A 16,758-nucleotide genomic window follows, 5' to 3' on the forward strand; every position below is an offset into this window, starting at 1 on the left:
TAGTTAGTTTAAAGTCTTAAAGAGACTAAAGATAAGTCTTAAAGCAGCCCATTCAAAATGAAGTGTAAATTTTAACTTTTTAAAGCGTTTTATTCTCTAAGTAGTTAACCAATAGCGCCACTACGTAGCTGTAGCTTTCCATACCTTTTGCTTGGTTATTGGCTTTTAGATAAGTGGTGTATGTGCTTTTAAAGAAAATTTCTGATGGGTTTTTATAGCCATTCCAAAAGTCTTGTACTTCTTGGTAGTTTTTGATAATACCTGGGTTTATGGTTTCAACCAATTCAAAATAAGTATCAGGATTACGTTTGTAGACTTCTCTTAAGCAGTGTCTTAATCCAAAGGTGTAACCGCAATATTTAAAATAAATATCTGGATTGTTTACAGATGCTAAAAATCCCATAAAATTAGCTTCGTTTTCTAAAGCATAACCTAATTGGTGTGCAATCTCGTGTGCAGAAGTAGTTGGGAATTTATACTCCGGAATTAAATAATCTACTTGTGCTTCGTTAGTTAGCGGATTCAAATATCCGCTAAAGCCCATATAAGTTAGCGGTAAACTAAATATCGATGTTTTTAAACTTTTTGGATGGTATTCTAAATGCGGAAATTCTTTCTCCAACACTTTATAACCATTTGGAGTTTGTTTTAAAATTTCTGTTTTAGTGTAAGGTAAAATGACTTTTACAGTGTCGTTTTTAGCAAGTTGCAACTGTAAACTGTTGGATTTTTCAATAAGTTTTTTGGCGACAGAAAGTAGTTGTTCTGTAGTGTAATCGTCTTCCAAACCTAAGTTTTTGTGTAAAGGATTACGATAATAATTAAATCCCCAAAGTAAATGAAACGCAAAATACACAACACCCAAAACAGCACCAACATCTAACAACCATTTTACGGTGTCTTTATAAATGCGTTTTCTATTTAAAACTAACCATCTAAGTATTAAGATTAAGCCAACGCCATAAACAAAATCACCAAAACTAAACGGTAGCCAACCCAAAACATATCTAAAACATTTAGATAAAAACGGATATAAACCATCGCTGTAATAAAGGTCTACAAATTCAGGAAAACGTTTGGCAAGTTGCACCAAAATGTAGGTAGGTACAATTAATCCTGTTAAAATTAATTTGGTGTGTTTTCGCATAGACATCAAAAATAAATAAAATTAGGACCAATCGTTCAGGTTTTTTTAAAAGGTTAGTTCCTGCTGTCCGTTATATCTTTTTTATTTGATCACTTCGACTACGCTCACTGACCAAATAAAAAAGGATGCCACTTCCATCAGGAGTAGCGACTAAGGTTAGTGATTATTTAAAAGGTTTCTTTTTGTCATTCAGAGTTGTCACATTGAGCGCAGTCGAAATGAAGGCGAAGAATCTTTTTAATTAATATTAATCATAAGAGATTCATCAGTCGTTCCTCCTTCAGAATGACAAAAGCAATGTGGATGTTTTTTTCTTGTCATTCAGAGCGCAGCGAAGAATCTCATAATTTCAACTTAAAAAAGTAATTAATCCATAGTGCATTTTGTATTTTTGTGTTTCAATAAAAATAAAAATATGAGTCAAGACGTAAGAGCCTTAGAGCCTAAAGTATTATGGAATAAATTTGCCGATTTAAACGCTGTACCAAGACCTTCTAAAAAAGAAGAACGCGTTATACAATTTATGAAAGATTTTGGAGCTAAGCTAGGTTTAGAAACTATAGAAGACGAAGTAGGAAACGTAATTATCAAAAAGCCAGCAACAGCAGGAATGGAAGATCGTGTAACCATTGTAATGCAATCGCATTTAGATATGGTACATCAAAAAAATAACGATACCGTTTTTGATTTTGATACGCAAGGTATCGATATGTATGTAGATGGAGATTGGGTAAAAGCAAAAGGAACAACACTTGGTGCAGATAACGGTTTAGGTGTTGCCACCATTATGGCTATTTTAGAAAGTACAGATATACCACATCCAGCAATAGAAGCTTTATTTACCATTGATGAAGAAACTGGTATGACTGGCGCAATGGGATTAAAAGGCGGATTATTAACTGGTGATATTTTATTGAATTTAGACACCGAAGAAGATGACGAAATTGGTGTTGGTTGTGCTGGTGGCGTAGATGTTACTGCAAGACGCACTTATGATGAAGAAGAAACACCAGAATTTAAAACCGGTTATCAAGTTGAGGTAAAAGGATTGCAAGGCGGACATTCAGGAATGCAAATACATGAAGGTTTAGGTAACGCCAATAAAATTATGAACCGTGTGTTATTTGACGGTTTTGAAAACTTTGGTTTACGTATCTCTCAAATTGAAGGCGGAAGTTTACGCAACGCTATACCACGAGAGAGTAAGGCTATTATTGCAATAGATGCTATACATGAAGACGCTTTTTTAGCTGAAATGAAAGAGCAAGCCAATACCATAAAAAAGGAACTTAAAACCATGGAGCCAGATTTAGAGATTTTAGTCACTAAAACTGAGACGCCAGAAAAAATTATGGATTTAGGTGTGCAAGAAGGTGTAACAAGAGCAATTTATGCGGCTTTAAATGGCGTATACCGCATGAGTGCAGATATACCAGAATTAGTAGAAACGTCTAATAATATTGCACGAGTAACTATAAAAGATGGCGAGATAGAAATTGCGTGTTTAACACGTAGCTCTGTAGAGAGTTCTAAATTAGATTTAGCTAATACTTTACGCGCAACGTTTGAATTAACAGGTTGCGAAGTAGAGTTTTCTGGAGATTATCCAGGTTGGACACCAAATATGGACGCATCTATCTTAAAAGTGGTTACCAATGTTTACGAGCGTTTAAACAACGAAAAACCACACGTTGCAGCATGCCATGCAGGATTAGAGTGTGGTATTTTAGGACAAAATTACCCAGATATGGAAATGATTAGTTTTGGACCAAACATTAAAGGCGCACATAGTCCAGATGAACGAGCGCAAATTAGCTCTGCACAAAAATATTGGAAATTTGTGTTAGAAATTTTAAAAGACATCCCAAAGAAATAGGAAAGTATATAGTAATTAAAAAGCCCAGTTTTTGCTGGGCTTTTTTTGTTTCGTTTAACGGTCTCGTATAACCGTCAGTTACGGGTTAATATACGCAAACTTTTCGGTTAAGCACTGACGTTAGCAATTCCGAGTGGATTCGGACGTAGTCGAATCCGCCGTAATTGCGGTTATACATTGTTGTGGTTAGTATTAAATTATTTCAAGTTTATAGTTTACATCACCAATTATATTTGTTTTTTCGTTTAAAATATTACCTTTATTAAAAAAGCCAGAACTAATAGGGCTACTAAAATCAATTGTAATATTTAAAGGAGTTTCAAATTCTTCAAGTTTAATCAAATCAAATTTAAAAGGAAGAAAAATAGCGTCTTTAAATTCTGAACGAATCAAATTATCAAGGTTTATAAATAATTTTTTGTTTCTTTTTTCTGTTGGAGAAACAACTATTTCAAGAATGCCAATCCCTGTTTTATTTGGTGAAAATTCACTCTCAAAATTAACAAGTTTATCAGTTTTTATTATTTGGATAGAATAATAATTATTTATAAAGCTAACAAAAAAAATCATTTTCGTTGTATATCTACAATTTTCTGATGTTTCTATAATTATTTCCCCACTATAATTAGGAGAATTACCATAAGTTGTATCTATAACTTCACAATTAGTTATTTTTTTAACTTTTTCTAAAAATTCATTTGCCCATTTAGGTTTATTACTATTTGAATTTTTAAGACTAGTTAAAATTAATTTTTGAAGCTTTTTAAATCCAATATACTCATTGTAATCAGGATTCATTGCTCTTATACCTAAAGGATAATATGAGTTTAATAAAGTGAATAATCTTGGATAAGTTAAAAATAATTCGTTTTTATTAATTTTTTTATAATTCTGATAAGTGTATTTCATAAAGTTTAATTATGGGCAATAAGTAGCTACAGTTGTTGGTATAGAACCTAAACACGGATTTTGTGAAACAGAAGCTAAAACATTACTTGATGAAATTTTGATATTTTGATTCAAGAACTCCATTATAATATTTTTAATCTCTATTTCAGTCGGATTTGAATAGGGATGTGTTAAATTTAAATATGATAATAATTCCGCCATAGTTAAATTCCATGCATTGTTGAAAATCCCAGAAGCATGAGCAGGAATAGTATTAGGTATTGTAACACAAAGACTTTGTGTGAATTCAGTACTTAAAAGACTTACATATCCTTGGGTTAAAGTTACACCTAATCCTGATATATTAGCTACTGATGCATTGCCTACTGAGGTAAATGTGTAATTACCACATAATAAATTTCTGTGAGCACTCTCATCATCAGTCCAAATATTTTTAAATTCACATACACCAGTAATGGGATTTAATGTGTAACCTTGTGGACAACTACCATCTTCATCAGGTTGAATTGGCATAGCAATTAAAACAGCGCTAGCAGCAGTATTAATCTGTCCAGAAGAAAGCCCAGTACCTCCTTGACCAGAAGGTAAAGTATTACCGCCAGAAGCATTGTTAAGATAGTTACCAAGAGTTGTATCACCGCCACTAGTACCAGAAGAATAATACCAATTATAGCTATCACTATAACCGCCAGTTACTTCTGTACCGCCACCATCTTCATTACCAGTAGTTGTTAAGGATACACTTCCTAAATCTACAGTGTCTAAAACGCCACTACCAAACATATCTAAGTTATCTGTATTCCAACAATCGTCTTGATTTGATTCCTGTAAAAGCATAAAAGGAAATAAACTTGCTTGTTGGGTTTGAGATTGTACAACGTATCTTTCTGTAAATAAACCGTTTTCGATAACATATCCATCTAAAAACCTACCGTTTAAGTCATTAAAGAATATTCTACCATCAATAACATTGCCATTATTATCAATATTATCTTTATATATGGTAAACACAACACTTTTTATTACATTATTGACATTAATAAAATGAAGTTGACTTTGATAATTACCATCTCTATTAATAGAAGAGTTGGCAGTAGTTAAGTCTGCATCTGTATAAGCTGCATCTGTATATTGTAAAGAATTCCAATCTGGAGTTACGGTAAACACGTCTTCGTTTAATCTAGCGTTTGTATTTTGTGTTTTTCCCTTTTTAGAGTTAAAAGAAAAAATAGCATCTTCAAAGGAAACAGTGTTAATAGAAGTGATTTGATTTTCTTTTTTTGAGAAGTCATTGTTTTTCTCATCTAGAGTACAATTCCATAAGAAGAGAGATAGGCAAATAAGAAAAATGCCTAATTTTAAATAGTTTTTGATTTTTTCCATAGGTTATAATTAATTTAAAGTTAATAATTAAAAAATGTTTATCAGTTGTAATTATTTGACTTTCGTTTTAGCCATATTAACCACAATGTAAAGATAAAGCGAGTTTCCAATTCGCGTTATCGATTGTTAAACGAAGTTAGCATTTTTATTTAAGAAAATCAATACGTAGGTCTACGTATATTTATAAAAAAACCACCCAAAAAGGTGGTTTTTATTTTATGTTTTAGTGGTATTTATTTAATACCAACAATTTCTAAATCAAATACTAAATTAGCATTTGGCGGTATACGTGGCGCACGTCCGTTTGGTCCGTACCCTAAATAACTTGGTACAAAAATACGGGCTTTATCGCCAATGTTCATTTTTAGCATAGCTTCTCTAAAACCTGGTACCAATGTAGCAGACTCGTTATAAATCATAGGGAAAGGTTGGTAAGCACCAGCTTTATCTGCTTGTTCGTTATAGGTGTTTGTAGCTTTTGCTACTTCTGCATCTGTGGTGTAAAATAAGTTTCCGTTTTCAAAGTAACCTGTACTTTGGATTAAGACATTATCGGTGCTTTTTGGTGTTACACCACCTTTGGCTTTGTTTAAAATCATCACTAATCCAGTAGGCGACTCTATAACTTCACCTTCCATATCTTTATTTTTCTCGATAAAGGCTTTACCAGCTATTTTTGCTTGCTCTTTAATTTTTTCTTGCATAGCAGCTTGTTGCTCTTCTAAGCGTTGAGGTAATAAAGGTTCTTTTTCGGTAAATACTTTTGCTGCGTCAAATGCTTTTGCATCGGCACCTTTTCTTATAATATTTAACTCTTCAATAATAACAGGATCTACAGGTTTTGTTTGTACTGTTTTTACATTAGATATGGTATCTTGTACTTCTATTCCTTTTACTAATTCTCCAAACACTGCATGACAGCTTGTTCTTGGCATGTTACAGTTTTTAAAACTTCCGTCTGCATAAAAAGCATCAAGATTAGTTTTTGGTACTTCGGTAATAAAAAATTGGCTACCATTTGTGTTTAACCCACCAGAGTTAGCCATAGATAAAATACCTGCTTTATCGTGACTTAGACTTGTATCAAATTCGCTATAAAATTTAAAACCTGCGCTTCCCATACCAGTTCCCGTTGGGTCGCCACCTTGTATCATAAATTTATCCATAACTCTATGAAAAGTAATACCGTTATAAAATGGTTTTCCTTTTAAAGAATCTGCTAATTTTGGATGAGTTCCTTCTGCAAGACCTACAAAGTTAGCAACTGTAACAGGTACTTTGTCATAAAATAATTTTGCAACCATAGTACCTTTGTTGGTCTTAAACTCGGCGTAAAGTCCGTCTGGTAAATCAGGATATTTGTCTTGACACGACATTGCCGAAAAGCTGGCAATAAAAGCGATAAGTAAAAATTTCATTTGTTTTTTTATTAGGTTCATTGTTATTTGGTTTAGTCTTGATTTTTAGTGATTTTATTTACGGTTACTTGACACATAATAGGTGTGTTAATACCTATTTTGTGTTCGTCTCCATAATAACCATATGCTTTTTGCGAAGGGAATAAAAATGTAGCAGTTTCTCCTTCTTTTAGAAGTTTTAAACCTTCGCGAAGACCAGTAAAAATTTCTTCTTGATCCATAGCGTAGTTTTGCGTTTTTATTTCTTCTTTAGTGTAAATAAGATTGCTATCTAAGGTTTTTACATTGTAATTGAAGTTAATTATATCGCCAAAACCTGGTGTTTGCAAACTATCGTTTTCAACTTTTGTATTGTAATAGTACCAAAAACCGTTTCCTGAATTTTTAAATTCTTTATCAGGTTGATTGGCTATTATGGTTTCTATTTTTTCAATTTCTTTTTGGTTTAAAGCTTTATTACGTGCAACAGATTGGTCTATAAAACTTCCAGAAGACACAGTAATTGGTTTGCGCGCTTCAGGACTTTTGCAAGCTGTAATAAGCAGTCCAAAAAAGATAAATATATAAAGATTAAGCTTCATTTAATGCCGATTTGTATTGTGGTAATATACTAATAAATTTTTCAACAGTTTCCTTAATTGGTAAATCACTTTTTCCGCCAGCAGCATTAGTATGTCCGCCACCTTCAAAATGAGATCTAGACATTAAATTTACAGAGAAATCTCCTTTAGAGCGTAAAGAAATCTTTACAATATTTTGTTGTGCGTCTTCTATAAAAATAGCAGCTAAAACAATATTATTTAATGATAAAGCGTAATTTACAAATCCTTCTGTATCGCCTTTTTTGTAATCAAATTTTTGAAGTTCGCTTAGTGTCAACGTTATATAAGCAGCTCTATATTCTGGCAATACTTTTAAGTTACTTAACGCACAACCTAATAGCTGCAAACGGTTATAACTATTGGTGTCATAAACTTGATTATGAATAAAAGTATTTTCAGCACCTTTATCGATTAAATCTGCGATAACGCGGTGTGTTCTGCTAGTTGTTGAATTGAATCTGAAAGAACCAGTATCTGTCATTATACCTAAATAAATAGCTGTTGCCATATTGCTATCTAAATGGTCTAAATCTCCTAACATTTCAATAAAATTATAAATCATCTCGCAGGTAGAACTCATACTTACATCACTATATGTATACTTTGCGTACGGATCTGGTTGTTGATGATGATCTATCATAATTTTTAACGACTCATTTTCTGCAAGCGTATTTTCCATATCTCCAGCTCTATGAAAGGCATTAAAATCTAAAGTGAAGATAATATCTGCGTTATTTAAAGCTTCTACAGATTGACTGTTTTGCGAATCAAACTTTAAAATTAAGTCTTGACCAGGAACCCATTTTAAAAAATCTGGGTAATCATTAGGTGTAATAACAGTTACAAAATGATTGATTTTTGTTAAGTAATGAAATAACGCCAAGCTAGAGCCAATAGCGTCTCCATCAGGATTTTTGTGAGTTACAATAACTATTTTTTTAGGCGAAGCTAAAAGCGATTTAATTTCAGAAATATCTTGTTTTGTCATAGCGCACGAATATACAATTTTTTAATAATTGAATTTGTTGTTTTTCTTAATAAATGCCTTACTTTTGCACAAAATTAACAAGCTGAAAATAGGTTTGTTATTAAAAGTTGAAATTAAAACTAAAACAATAAAATGGCAACTAATAGAACATTTACAATGCTTAAGCCAGATGCTGTAGAAAAAGGACACATTGGCGCAATTTTAGAAAAAATTAATGCTTCAGGATTTAGAATCGTAGCAATGAAATTAACACACATGACTAAGCAAGATGCAGAAGCATTTTATGCTATACACAAAGAAAGACCTTTCTTTGGTGAGTTAGTAGAGTATATGACACGTGGTCCTATTGTAGCTGCTATTTTAGAAAAAGATAACGCAGTAGAAGACTTTAGAACTTTAATAGGTGCTACTAATCCAGCAGAAGCTGCAGAAGGAACTATTAGAAAAATGTACGCAGAGTCTATAGGAGAAAATGCAGTACACGGTAGTGATAGTGATGAGAACGCAGCTATTGAAGGTGCTTTTCATTTTTCTGGAAGAGAAATGTTTTAAATAATAAAACATATATAACTAAAAAAGCCTTTCTAAATTAGAAAGGCTTTTTTTGTAATCGTTTAAATAGAAAATATATATTATACTACTTTTACATTTACTGCGTTCATACCTTTACGTCCTTCTTGTAGATCAAATTCTACTTCATCTCCTTCTCTAACTTCGTCAATTAGACCTGAGATGTGAACGAAATGGTCTTTGTTAGATCCTTCTTCAGTTATAAAACCATAACCTTTAGAATCATTGAAAAATTTTACTGTGCCTTGAGCCATTGTAATAAAAAAAATTTGTTAATAATGTGTCAAAGATAGAGTTTATAATATTAACTCAACGTTATTTTTAAAATTTTTCAAAAAAATAAAAAAAACGATAAAAATTTTTCAATTATCTGAGTACTATTTTATTAACTATATTTTTACCTAGCTCTTCATTAATTAGATTTATGATTTTTTCTTTTCCGTAGCTTAGTTCTTCTCTTAAGGCACTAGAGCTTAATTGTATATATAGTGTGTCTCTTTTTAATTGAATATTTGTAGTGTAGTTGTTAATACCATTACCCATAAGTTTTATCCAGGCTTCTCTAACTTGTACTTTGTCTAAACCAGTTTCTAGTTTATTTTCTGTAACAAATTCTTTTAAGACATCTTGTAGGTTTAATATATCGTTATTTCGTTTGGCCATTATTGAATTTTTATTGGTGTGTAACGTTTATATAAATATACGTCTTTGCTTTGGTTTATTACTTTCATTTCATCTTTAGAAATATCTAAAATAGTTTCTTTCCAGTTATGGTATGGTGTTTTGTAATGTAAGTTAAAACTGTCGTTTTCTATTTTGAAAGTGAAAGTTTCTGAGTTTTTTGAAGTTTTAAAAGTACCATCAAACTCAGGTTTCATTTTTTTTCTAAATCCAGAAGAGTCTGATGTGATTTCTATATAATCAATAGTTTCGTTAACAGTATATTGTTTTTCTACTCCATTATTTAGTTTTACTTCTTTTATTTCCCAATAACCTTCTAAATTATTAGTGAATTGTGTTTTGTCTTTAGAGCAACTAAAGATTGCTAAAATGAATATAAAGATTAATTTTTTCATTTTTAAAAAATTATAGTTTAAATATTTTATAGCTTTGATGTACTTGTTTTACTACATTTTCTGTACGATCTGCGTGTGTATCACTTATAAAAATCTGACCAAAATTTTCGTCATCAACTAGCTTAATAATTTGAGCAACTCTAGTTTCGTCTAACTTATCAAAAATATCATCTAAAAGTAATATTGGATTACTACCACTTTCGGCTTTTATACTATCAAATTGTGCTAGTTTTAATGCAATTAAAAAAGATTTTTGCTGTCCTTGACTACCAAACTTTTTTATAGGATGATCATCAATATTAAATATTAAATCGTCTTTGTGTACACCAACACTTGTGTATTGTAAAGCTTTATCTTTATTTATGTTTTGGCGTAAAAGTGTATTTAAATCATCATCAAAAAGATGGCTTTTGTAATCTAAATCTATAGCTTCGTTATTATCGCTAATGGCTTTATAGCGTTCTTTAAAAATAGGGACAAAGGATTTTAAAAATGCTTTACGTTTTTCAAAAATTTCTGTTCCATAAGTGTTTAACTGTTCGTTATACACATCAATAGTGTCTTGGTTATACGTATGGTTAGCAGCAAAATATTTTAATAACGAATTACGTTGCGCCAATACTTTATTGTAGTTTATTAAATGACTTAAGTAGTTTTTATCATTTTGACTAATTACACTGTCAATAAATTTTCTTCTGGTATCGCTGCCCTCAATTATTAAATCTCTATCTGCTGGCGAAATAATTACAAGAGGTAAAAAGCCAATATGATCACTAAATTTATCATAAGCTTTTGTGTTGCGTTTTATAACTTTTTTTTGTCCTTTTTTTAAGCTAACAACAATGTTTTCGGTTTTATTATCTTTATCATATTCGCCATTTATAACAAAAAAATCTTCATCATGTCTAATATTCTGTGAAGAGACCGGATTAAAATAGCTTTTGCCAAAAGAAAGATGATAGATAGCATCTAAAACATTAGTTTTTCCTACACCATTATTACCAACAAGACAATTAATAGTAGTGTCAAACTCAAAAGTTTTGGTGTCAAAATTCTTATAATTTAAAAGCGAAAGTGATTTTAAAATCATGGATATAATATAAAAAAAAGTGTGCTAAATAGTGTTACCACAATAAGAAGTGCAAATTATTGAAAAATATCAAATAAATAGACTTTTATTTATGAAGAAAAATTATATTTTTGTGCGCAATAATAAAACGAAGTATGGCAACGTATAAGAAAAGAGGATACAAACCTAAGACGAAAGTTGAAAAAGAAATAGAAGTAGAAGAAGAATCTACAACAGCAGAAGTATTTAATACTTTAGATGAGTCTGCTAACAAAGCAGAAGAGTTTGTAGAGAAAAACCAAAAGAACATTTTTATTGTAATTGGTGTTGTAGCTGCTTTAGTTTTAGGGTACTTAGGTTACCAACAATTTGTAGCAAAACCAAAACAAGCAACTGCTATGAATGAAATGTACCAAGCAAAAAAGTATTTTAATGATGCTGTAACAGCTACAGCAAATAAAGACTCTTTATACAATTTAGCTTTAAGTGGAGGAGAAGGTAAGTTAGGATTAACAGATATTGTAGATCAATATAGTGGTACAGATGCTGGTAACTTAGCAAACTACTATGCAGGTATGGCATACTTAAATTTAAAAGACTACGAAAAAGCAATTGCTTACTTAGACGATTTTAAAAGTGAAGACGAAGCTTTAGCGCCAATGGCTAAAGGAGCAATAGGTGATGCGTTTATGCAATTAAACCAAGAAGAGCAGGCTTTAGACTATTATTTAAAAGCAGCTAACTTACGTCAAAACGAATTTACTACACCAACGTTTTTATATAAAGCAGGTGTAACAGCTTTAAATATGGGTAATACTTCTAAAGCATTAGACTTATTTAACAAAATTAAAGATAACTATCCAGATGCTCCTGAAGCTAAAAACTCAGAAGTATTTATAGGAAAAGCACAAGCGATGTCAAAATAAAAAAATATGGCAACAACAGATTTATCAGCTTACGATAAAGCATCAATCCCAAACGGAAAGCAATTTCGGTTTGGGATTGTTGTTTCAGAATGGAACGACAATATTACCGAAGGTCTCTTAAAAGGAGCAAAAGACACACTTTTAGAACATGGTGTTACACCAGACAACATTTTAGTTTGGCATGTGCCAGGTAGCTATGAGCTAATTTACGGAAGTAAAAAAATGCAAGAGCAAATGGTTAACACTGTTATTGCAATTGGTAGTGTTATACAAGGCGAGACAAAGCATTTTGACTTTGTATGTGATGCTGTATCACAAGGGATTAAAGATCTAAATGTACAGCACGAAACACCTGTAATTTTCTGTGTACTTACAGATAATAATATGCAACAAGCAATTGACCGTTCTGGCGGTAAACATGGTAATAAAGGTGTAGAAGCTGCTGTAGCTGCCTTAAAAATGGCACAATTAAGGGAGAACGCTTAGATTTCGGTATAGAGTATTGATTATTGAGTTTTCAGTATTTAGTGTGTAGTCAATGATAGTTTGTTTAATATTGCTAATTGCTAATTGCTAATTGCTAATTGCTAACTATTCCCTTTTGTTAACAATTTTTAGCATTCTCTAACCAGCAATCTCTAGTATTTTCAGTAAATTTGAATTTACTAGTAATACCATTTAGCATTGTTTGGTCAAAGAAAAAATAAAACATTTACTTACAAATCTCGTTTTAATAAAGACAACGATTCTGCTTCGCAATTAAAAGAAAGTATGAAATCTAGTTGGAGCGAGGCAAGACCTTCTATTTCTGGAAGAAAAAAGAGTAATACCTTGTTCCTTTTAATAGGACTTTTAGTATTTATTGCTATCTTAATGTATTACTTAGACACAAAAATTAAATAATTATGGGACTTCTAACAAGACGAAAAAATAAAAAGTTTAGTTACACACCAAGATATTATAAAGGTGAAGGAAGCCCATATGAAATAAAACACAAATTTGACGATTTTAGAACAACGGTAGGTGATAACAAAAACATAAAACAAAAATTTAATAACGCAATAGACGAGTTAAAACATAACCCAGATCAAGCTGCAAATAGACGCATTTTGATAATTGTTGCAGTCTTAGTGTTTTTATTTTTATTGATTATTGGTTTTGACCTATCCATTTTCTTCCCAAATTAAAATATGGCAGATATCATTCAATTATTACCAGATCATGTTGCTAATCAAATTGCTGCAGGAGAAGTAGTACAACGTCCTGCATCTGTCGTAAAAGAGCTTTTAGAAAACGCAATTGATGCTGGAGCAACAATAATAAAATTAATTGTAAAAGATGCTGGTAAAACATTAATACAAGTTATCGATAACGGAAAAGGCATGAGTGCAACCGACGCTAGATTGAGTTTTGAGCGTCATGCTACATCAAAAATCCGAAATGCAGAAGACTTATTTCAATTAAATACTAAAGGGTTTCGTGGCGAAGCTTTAGCTAGTATCGCTGCAATTGCACATGTTGAGCTAAAAACAAAACAGGAAGATGACGAGCTTGGTACTTGTATAGAAATTGAAGGTAGCGAAGTTAAAAGTCAAGATGTAGTCGTAACACCAAAAGGAACATCGTTAGCTGTAAAAAACTTATTTTTTAATATTCCTGCACGACGAAATTTTTTAAAATCTAATGCTGTCGAATTACGTCATGTGATAGACGAGTTTCATCGTGTGGCATTAGCGCATCCAAGTATAACATTTTCTATGTTTCATAATGGAAGCGAAACATTTAATCTTCCAGAAAGCAATTATAGACAGCGTATAGTTAATATTTTTGGGACTAAAACCAACGAAAAATTAGTGCCTGTAGAAGAAGCTACAGAGGTACTAACCATTTCTGGATTTGTAGGTAAACCAGAATTTGCCAAGAAAAGTCGTAATGAGCAGTTTTTCTTTGTAAATAATCGTTTTATTAAAAGCGCTTATTTAAATCATGCTATAAATTCAGCGTTTGAAGGTTTGCTTAAAGATGGTGCGCAACCAAGTTATTTTTTAAACTTAACGGTAAATCCGCAAACCATAGATATTAATATTCACCCAACAAAAACAGAGATTAAATTTGACGATGAGCATACATTGTACGCCATCTTAAGATCTGCAGTAAAGCATAGTTTGGGACAGTTTAATATTGCACCAGTTTTAGATTTTGAACGCGATGCCAACTTAGATACGCCTTATAATTATCAACAAAAATCTGCACCTTCAGTTGAGGTAGATAGTAGTTTTAATCCCTTTAAAGATGAAGTTGTTACTAGCAAATCGTCTTCATCTGCATCTTCATTTTCAACTTCACCTTCATTTAAAAAAGATAGAGGAACATCTTGGGAAAGTTTGTATGTTGGATTAGAATCTAAAGGCAATCAATCGGCTTCAAATTTTAGCGAAGTAACTTTTGAAAGCGAACCAGAAACCGCTTCAATTTTTGACAACGAAAATGAAGTTGAACATAAGCAAACCACATATCAGCTTAATAATAAGTTTATAATAAGTACAATAAAATCGGGTATGTTGGTTATAGACCAGCATAAGGCACATCAACGTGTATTGTATGAAGAATACCTTCAAAATATAACTGTAAAAGAAGGCGTAAGTCAGCAGTTATTATTTCCGTTAGAATTACATTTTTCTAAGCAAGAAATTCAATTAATTCAACAACTACAAGAAGATTTAGAAGCTACAGGATTTGTCTTTACACATGTTAAAGATGAAATTGTAGTGATTACAGGCGTACCTGTAAATGTGCCAGAAAGCGAAGTGTCTATAATCTTAGAGCAGCTAATAAGTGATGTAGAAAACGAAGTGCCAGATAGTCATTTTTCGGCAGCGGATATGTTAGCAAAATCTATGGCAAAAAGTTTAGCTATAAAAACAGGACAAACCTTAACAAATACAGAGCAAGAACACTTAGTAAACAGGCTGTTTGCTTGTAAAGAACCAAGTGTGTCACCGACCAATAAAACAACGTTTATTACGATGACAGTAGATGAACTTGAAAAGAAATTTATGTAAGTTATGATGAGAATTTCAGATACCGTAAAACACCTTATAATTATCAATGTAATTTTTTTCATTGGAACGGTTACTGTTGGTGGCGGCGAAGCTTTTTATGAATGGTTTGCGCTTCATTTTCCTGCAAGTGATGGTTTTAAGCCTTGGCAAATAGTAACACATATGTTCATGCACGGTAGTATTGGACATATCTTTTTTAATATGTTTGCGTTATGGATGTTTGGTTCTCCCGTAGAATATCGCTTAGGAAGAAATAAGTTCTTGTTTATCTATTTTTCTGCAGGTTTAGGAGCTGCATTGTTTCAGTTAGCAGGATATTATTGGGATTATTTACCCGCTTATAATCAATTATTAGAAGCAGGATTTTCAAAAGAAGTTATTTCAGATATTATTAATTTTAATATTTTAGAAGGAAGACAGTTTAAAGGTGCTTTATTACAAGAGCAAATAATACCATATATGGATGAACATAATATTTCATCATTATTATCAGATAGCACCTTTAAAACTTTTTTTGAAACAAATGTACTTATTAATAACAGTACAATGGTTGGAGCATCAGGTTGTATAATGGGGATTTTAGCAGCATTTGGTATGATGAATCCAAATGCAGAGCTAATGATGATTTTCTTACCAATTCCTATAAAAGCTAAATATTTTATTCCCGGGATAATTATTTTAGATGTGATATCTGCTGTTACAGGACAATCATTTTTTAGTCCAAGTAATACCGCATATTTAGCGCATGTTGGTGGTGCTTTAGTCGGATTTTTTATTATGTGGTATTGGAAGAAAAATCAATTTAATCAAAATCGTTGGGATAGATAAATGAGTCAAATAGATCAATTAAAATATAAATACGCTAGGCTTAATGTGCTAGAAAAAGTTATAGTCATTAATGTGATTATCTTTTTGCTTGCATTAATATTAAATCCTATTGTTCCTAGTGTTTTTAAATGGTTAAGACTACAAAGCGATTTTTATGATGTATTATATAAACCGTGGACAATCTTTACTTATGGATTTGTGCATTTTGGTTTATTTCATATGATTTTTAATATGCTTTGGTTGTACCTTTTAGGAAGAATATTTATGAACTTATTCAATCCTAAAATGGCGCTTAATATTTATTTTTTAGGAATAATTGTAGGTGGTTTAGCCTTTTTATTTGGTTATAATGTTTTTTCTAGTTTTTTTTCAGCAAATGCTTATCTAATTGGTGCTTCTGGTGGCGTTAGTGCATTATTAATTTTTATAAGCACTTATTTACCCGATAAAAATATAAGATTTTTTACTTTCAATTTAAAATTATGGTGGATAGCTGTAGCATTTGTAGCTTTTGATATTATAGGTTTGTTTGGTAGTAACGCAGGTGGAAGTTTAGCACATTTAGGAGGAGCTTTACTAGGTTTTGTTTATGCAAAACAATTAGAAAAAGGCAATGATATAGGCGCAGGTTTTGGTCGTTTTATGGATAATATAGCTAGTTGGTTTAAGCCAAATAATAAATCAAACTTAAAAACCGTTCATAAAACAAAAAGTAAAGTAGCTGGTTATGATAAAAAGGAATTTAACGAGCTAAACACACAAAAGAAAATAGATACTATTCTAGATAAAATAAGTAAAAGTGGTTACGATAGTCTGACTAAAGAAGAGAAAGATTTTCTTTTTAGAGCAGGAAAATAGTAAGTTGTATGACAGATGACTTAAGACGGATGATAATCTAATTAAG

The 16,758-nt window shown here is 31.5% G+C and carries 19 protein-coding genes; 9 read left to right on the plus strand and 10 right to left on the minus strand.

Annotation, left to right across the window (positions count from 1 at the left end):
* Positions 1-79: 79 nt before the first annotated feature.
* Positions 80-1,147: a DUF3810 domain-containing protein gene (locus WA340_RS08385; RefSeq protein WP_336128457.1), complete on the minus strand. Its 1,068-nt coding sequence runs from the start codon at positions 1,145-1,147 to the stop codon at positions 80-82.
* Between the two features lie 415 nt (positions 1,148-1,562).
* On the opposite strand from WA340_RS08385, the gene WA340_RS08390 reads away from it, so the two are divergent.
* Entirely contained in the window at positions 1,563-3,023 is a 1,461-nt protein-coding gene (locus WA340_RS08390) for an aminoacyl-histidine dipeptidase (protein WP_336128459.1), read from the plus strand.
* A 192-nt stretch (positions 3,024-3,215) separates the two neighbouring features.
* Here the strand turns inward: WA340_RS08390 and WA340_RS08395 are convergent, their stop codons facing one another.
* The 5 genes from WA340_RS08395 to WA340_RS08415 form a co-directional block, all read right to left on the minus strand.
* Entirely contained in the window at positions 3,216-3,932 is a 717-nt protein-coding gene (locus WA340_RS08395) for a hypothetical protein (RefSeq protein WP_336128461.1), read from the minus strand.
* A 9-nt stretch (positions 3,933-3,941) separates the two neighbouring features.
* Complete coding sequence (locus WA340_RS08400; RefSeq protein WP_336128462.1) at positions 3,942-5,315, minus strand: hypothetical protein; 1,374 nt, start codon at positions 5,313-5,315, stop codon at positions 3,942-3,944.
* A 233-nt stretch (positions 5,316-5,548) separates the two neighbouring features.
* Positions 5,549-6,733, minus strand: a complete 1,185-nt coding sequence (locus tag WA340_RS08405) for a peptidylprolyl isomerase (protein WP_336128464.1) — start codon at positions 6,731-6,733, stop codon at positions 5,549-5,551.
* Positions 6,734-6,765: 32 nt separating this feature from the next.
* Positions 6,766-7,314, minus strand: coding sequence for a gliding motility-associated peptidyl-prolyl isomerase GldI (gldI, locus tag WA340_RS08410; protein WP_336128466.1), 549 nt, complete (start codon positions 7,312-7,314; stop codon positions 6,766-6,768).
* On the minus strand, positions 7,304-8,323 hold the full coding sequence (locus WA340_RS08415) for a DHH family phosphoesterase (RefSeq protein ID WP_336128467.1): 1,020 nt from the start codon (positions 8,321-8,323) through the stop codon (positions 7,304-7,306). The genes gldI and WA340_RS08415 overlap by 11 nt, the downstream gene beginning before the upstream one ends.
* Before the next feature lie 132 nt (positions 8,324-8,455).
* Here WA340_RS08415 and WA340_RS08420 point away from each other — a divergent pair, with 132 nt between their 5' ends.
* Positions 8,456-8,875, plus strand: coding sequence for a nucleoside-diphosphate kinase (locus tag WA340_RS08420; protein ID WP_027880679.1), 420 nt, complete (start codon positions 8,456-8,458; stop codon positions 8,873-8,875).
* 80 nt (positions 8,876-8,955) lie between these two features.
* Here WA340_RS08420 and WA340_RS08425 read toward each other — a convergent pair whose 3' ends face one another.
* The 4 genes from WA340_RS08425 to recF form a co-directional block, all read right to left on the minus strand.
* Complete coding sequence (locus tag WA340_RS08425) at positions 8,956-9,147, minus strand: cold-shock protein (RefSeq protein WP_027880678.1); 192 nt, start codon at positions 9,145-9,147, stop codon at positions 8,956-8,958.
* Positions 9,148-9,259: 112 nt separating this feature from the next.
* Positions 9,260-9,556: a DUF721 domain-containing protein gene (locus tag WA340_RS08430; protein ID WP_027880677.1), complete on the minus strand. Its 297-nt coding sequence runs from the start codon at positions 9,554-9,556 to the stop codon at positions 9,260-9,262.
* Positions 9,556-9,969, minus strand: coding sequence for a lipocalin family protein (locus tag WA340_RS08435; protein ID WP_336128469.1), 414 nt, complete (start codon positions 9,967-9,969; stop codon positions 9,556-9,558). Before WA340_RS08435 ends, WA340_RS08430 begins: the two co-directional genes overlap by 1 nt.
* 10 nt (positions 9,970-9,979) lie before the next feature.
* Entirely contained in the window at positions 9,980-11,059 is a 1,080-nt protein-coding gene (recF, locus tag WA340_RS08440; protein ID WP_027880675.1) for a DNA replication/repair protein RecF, read from the minus strand.
* Between the two features lie 134 nt (positions 11,060-11,193).
* On the opposite strand from recF, the gene WA340_RS08445 reads away from it, so the two are divergent.
* The 7 genes from WA340_RS08445 to WA340_RS08475 all read left to right on the plus strand — a co-directional run bounded on the left by WA340_RS08445 (position 11,194) and on the right by WA340_RS08475 (position 16,712).
* On the plus strand, positions 11,194-11,964 hold the full coding sequence (locus WA340_RS08445) for a tetratricopeptide repeat protein (RefSeq protein ID WP_336128471.1): 771 nt from the start codon (positions 11,194-11,196) through the stop codon (positions 11,962-11,964).
* A 6-nt stretch (positions 11,965-11,970) separates the two neighbouring features.
* The gene (gene ribH / locus WA340_RS08450; protein WP_336128472.1) at positions 11,971-12,450 is read left to right on the plus strand and encodes a 6,7-dimethyl-8-ribityllumazine synthase; all 480 of its coding nucleotides are present in this window, start codon (positions 11,971-11,973) and stop codon (positions 12,448-12,450) included.
* A gap of 198 nt (positions 12,451-12,648) precedes the next feature.
* On the plus strand, positions 12,649-12,867 hold the full coding sequence (locus WA340_RS08455; RefSeq protein ID WP_336128473.1) for a hypothetical protein: 219 nt from the start codon (positions 12,649-12,651) through the stop codon (positions 12,865-12,867).
* Positions 12,868-12,869: 2 nt separating this feature from the next.
* A complete protein-coding gene (locus WA340_RS08460; RefSeq protein WP_027880671.1) occupies positions 12,870-13,151 on the plus strand; it encodes a hypothetical protein in 282 nt (93 codons plus the stop codon).
* Positions 13,152-13,154: 3 nt separating this feature from the next.
* Positions 13,155-15,026, plus strand: coding sequence for a DNA mismatch repair endonuclease MutL (mutL, locus tag WA340_RS08465; RefSeq protein WP_336128475.1), 1,872 nt, complete (start codon positions 13,155-13,157; stop codon positions 15,024-15,026).
* A 3-nt stretch (positions 15,027-15,029) separates the two neighbouring features.
* Entirely contained in the window at positions 15,030-15,854 is an 825-nt protein-coding gene (locus tag WA340_RS08470) for a rhomboid family intramembrane serine protease (RefSeq protein WP_336128476.1), read from the plus strand.
* Positions 15,855-16,712, plus strand: a complete 858-nt coding sequence (locus tag WA340_RS08475; RefSeq protein ID WP_336128477.1) for a rhomboid family intramembrane serine protease — start codon at positions 15,855-15,857, stop codon at positions 16,710-16,712.
* Positions 16,713-16,758 lie beyond the last annotated feature (46 nt).

The sequence above is a fragment of the Mesoflavibacter sp. CH_XMU1422-2 genome (genome assembly GCF_037029245.1).
GTDB lineage: Bacteria > Bacteroidota > Bacteroidia > Flavobacteriales > Flavobacteriaceae > Mesoflavibacter > Mesoflavibacter zeaxanthinifaciens.

Coding starts and splice junctions, on each gene's coding strand:
- WA340_RS08470 (WP_336128476.1), top strand. CDS start 15,030: ATGATGAGAATTTCAGATACCGTAAAACACCTTATAATTATCAATGTA.
- WA340_RS08415 (WP_336128467.1), bottom strand. CDS start 8,323: ATGACAAAACAAGATATTTCTGAAATTAAATCGCTTTTAGCTTCGCCT.
- WA340_RS08385 (WP_336128457.1), bottom strand. CDS start 1,147: ATGCGAAAACACACCAAATTAATTTTAACAGGATTAATTGTACCTACC.
- gldI (WP_336128466.1), bottom strand. CDS start 7,314: ATGAAGCTTAATCTTTATATATTTATCTTTTTTGGACTGCTTATTACA.
- WA340_RS08475 (WP_336128477.1), top strand. CDS start 15,855: ATGAGTCAAATAGATCAATTAAAATATAAATACGCTAGGCTTAATGTG.
- WA340_RS08435 (WP_336128469.1), bottom strand. CDS start 9,969: ATGAAAAAATTAATCTTTATATTCATTTTAGCAATCTTTAGTTGCTCT.
- recF (WP_027880675.1), bottom strand. CDS start 11,059: ATGATTTTAAAATCACTTTCGCTTTTAAATTATAAGAATTTTGACACC.
- WA340_RS08420 (WP_027880679.1), top strand. CDS start 8,456: ATGGCAACTAATAGAACATTTACAATGCTTAAGCCAGATGCTGTAGAA.
- ribH (WP_336128472.1), top strand. CDS start 11,971: ATGGCAACAACAGATTTATCAGCTTACGATAAAGCATCAATCCCAAAC.
- mutL (WP_336128475.1), top strand. CDS start 13,155: ATGGCAGATATCATTCAATTATTACCAGATCATGTTGCTAATCAAATT.
- WA340_RS08405 (WP_336128464.1), bottom strand. CDS start 6,733: ATGAAATTTTTACTTATCGCTTTTATTGCCAGCTTTTCGGCAATGTCG.
- WA340_RS08400 (WP_336128462.1), bottom strand. CDS start 5,315: ATGGAAAAAATCAAAAACTATTTAAAATTAGGCATTTTTCTTATTTGC.
- WA340_RS08460 (WP_027880671.1), top strand. CDS start 12,870: ATGGGACTTCTAACAAGACGAAAAAATAAAAAGTTTAGTTACACACCA.
- WA340_RS08445 (WP_336128471.1), top strand. CDS start 11,194: ATGGCAACGTATAAGAAAAGAGGATACAAACCTAAGACGAAAGTTGAA.
- WA340_RS08425 (WP_027880678.1), bottom strand. CDS start 9,147: ATGGCTCAAGGCACAGTAAAATTTTTCAATGATTCTAAAGGTTATGGT.
- WA340_RS08390 (WP_336128459.1), top strand. CDS start 1,563: ATGAGTCAAGACGTAAGAGCCTTAGAGCCTAAAGTATTATGGAATAAA.
- WA340_RS08395 (WP_336128461.1), bottom strand. CDS start 3,932: ATGAAATACACTTATCAGAATTATAAAAAAATTAATAAAAACGAATTA.
- WA340_RS08430 (WP_027880677.1), bottom strand. CDS start 9,556: ATGGCCAAACGAAATAACGATATATTAAACCTACAAGATGTCTTAAAA.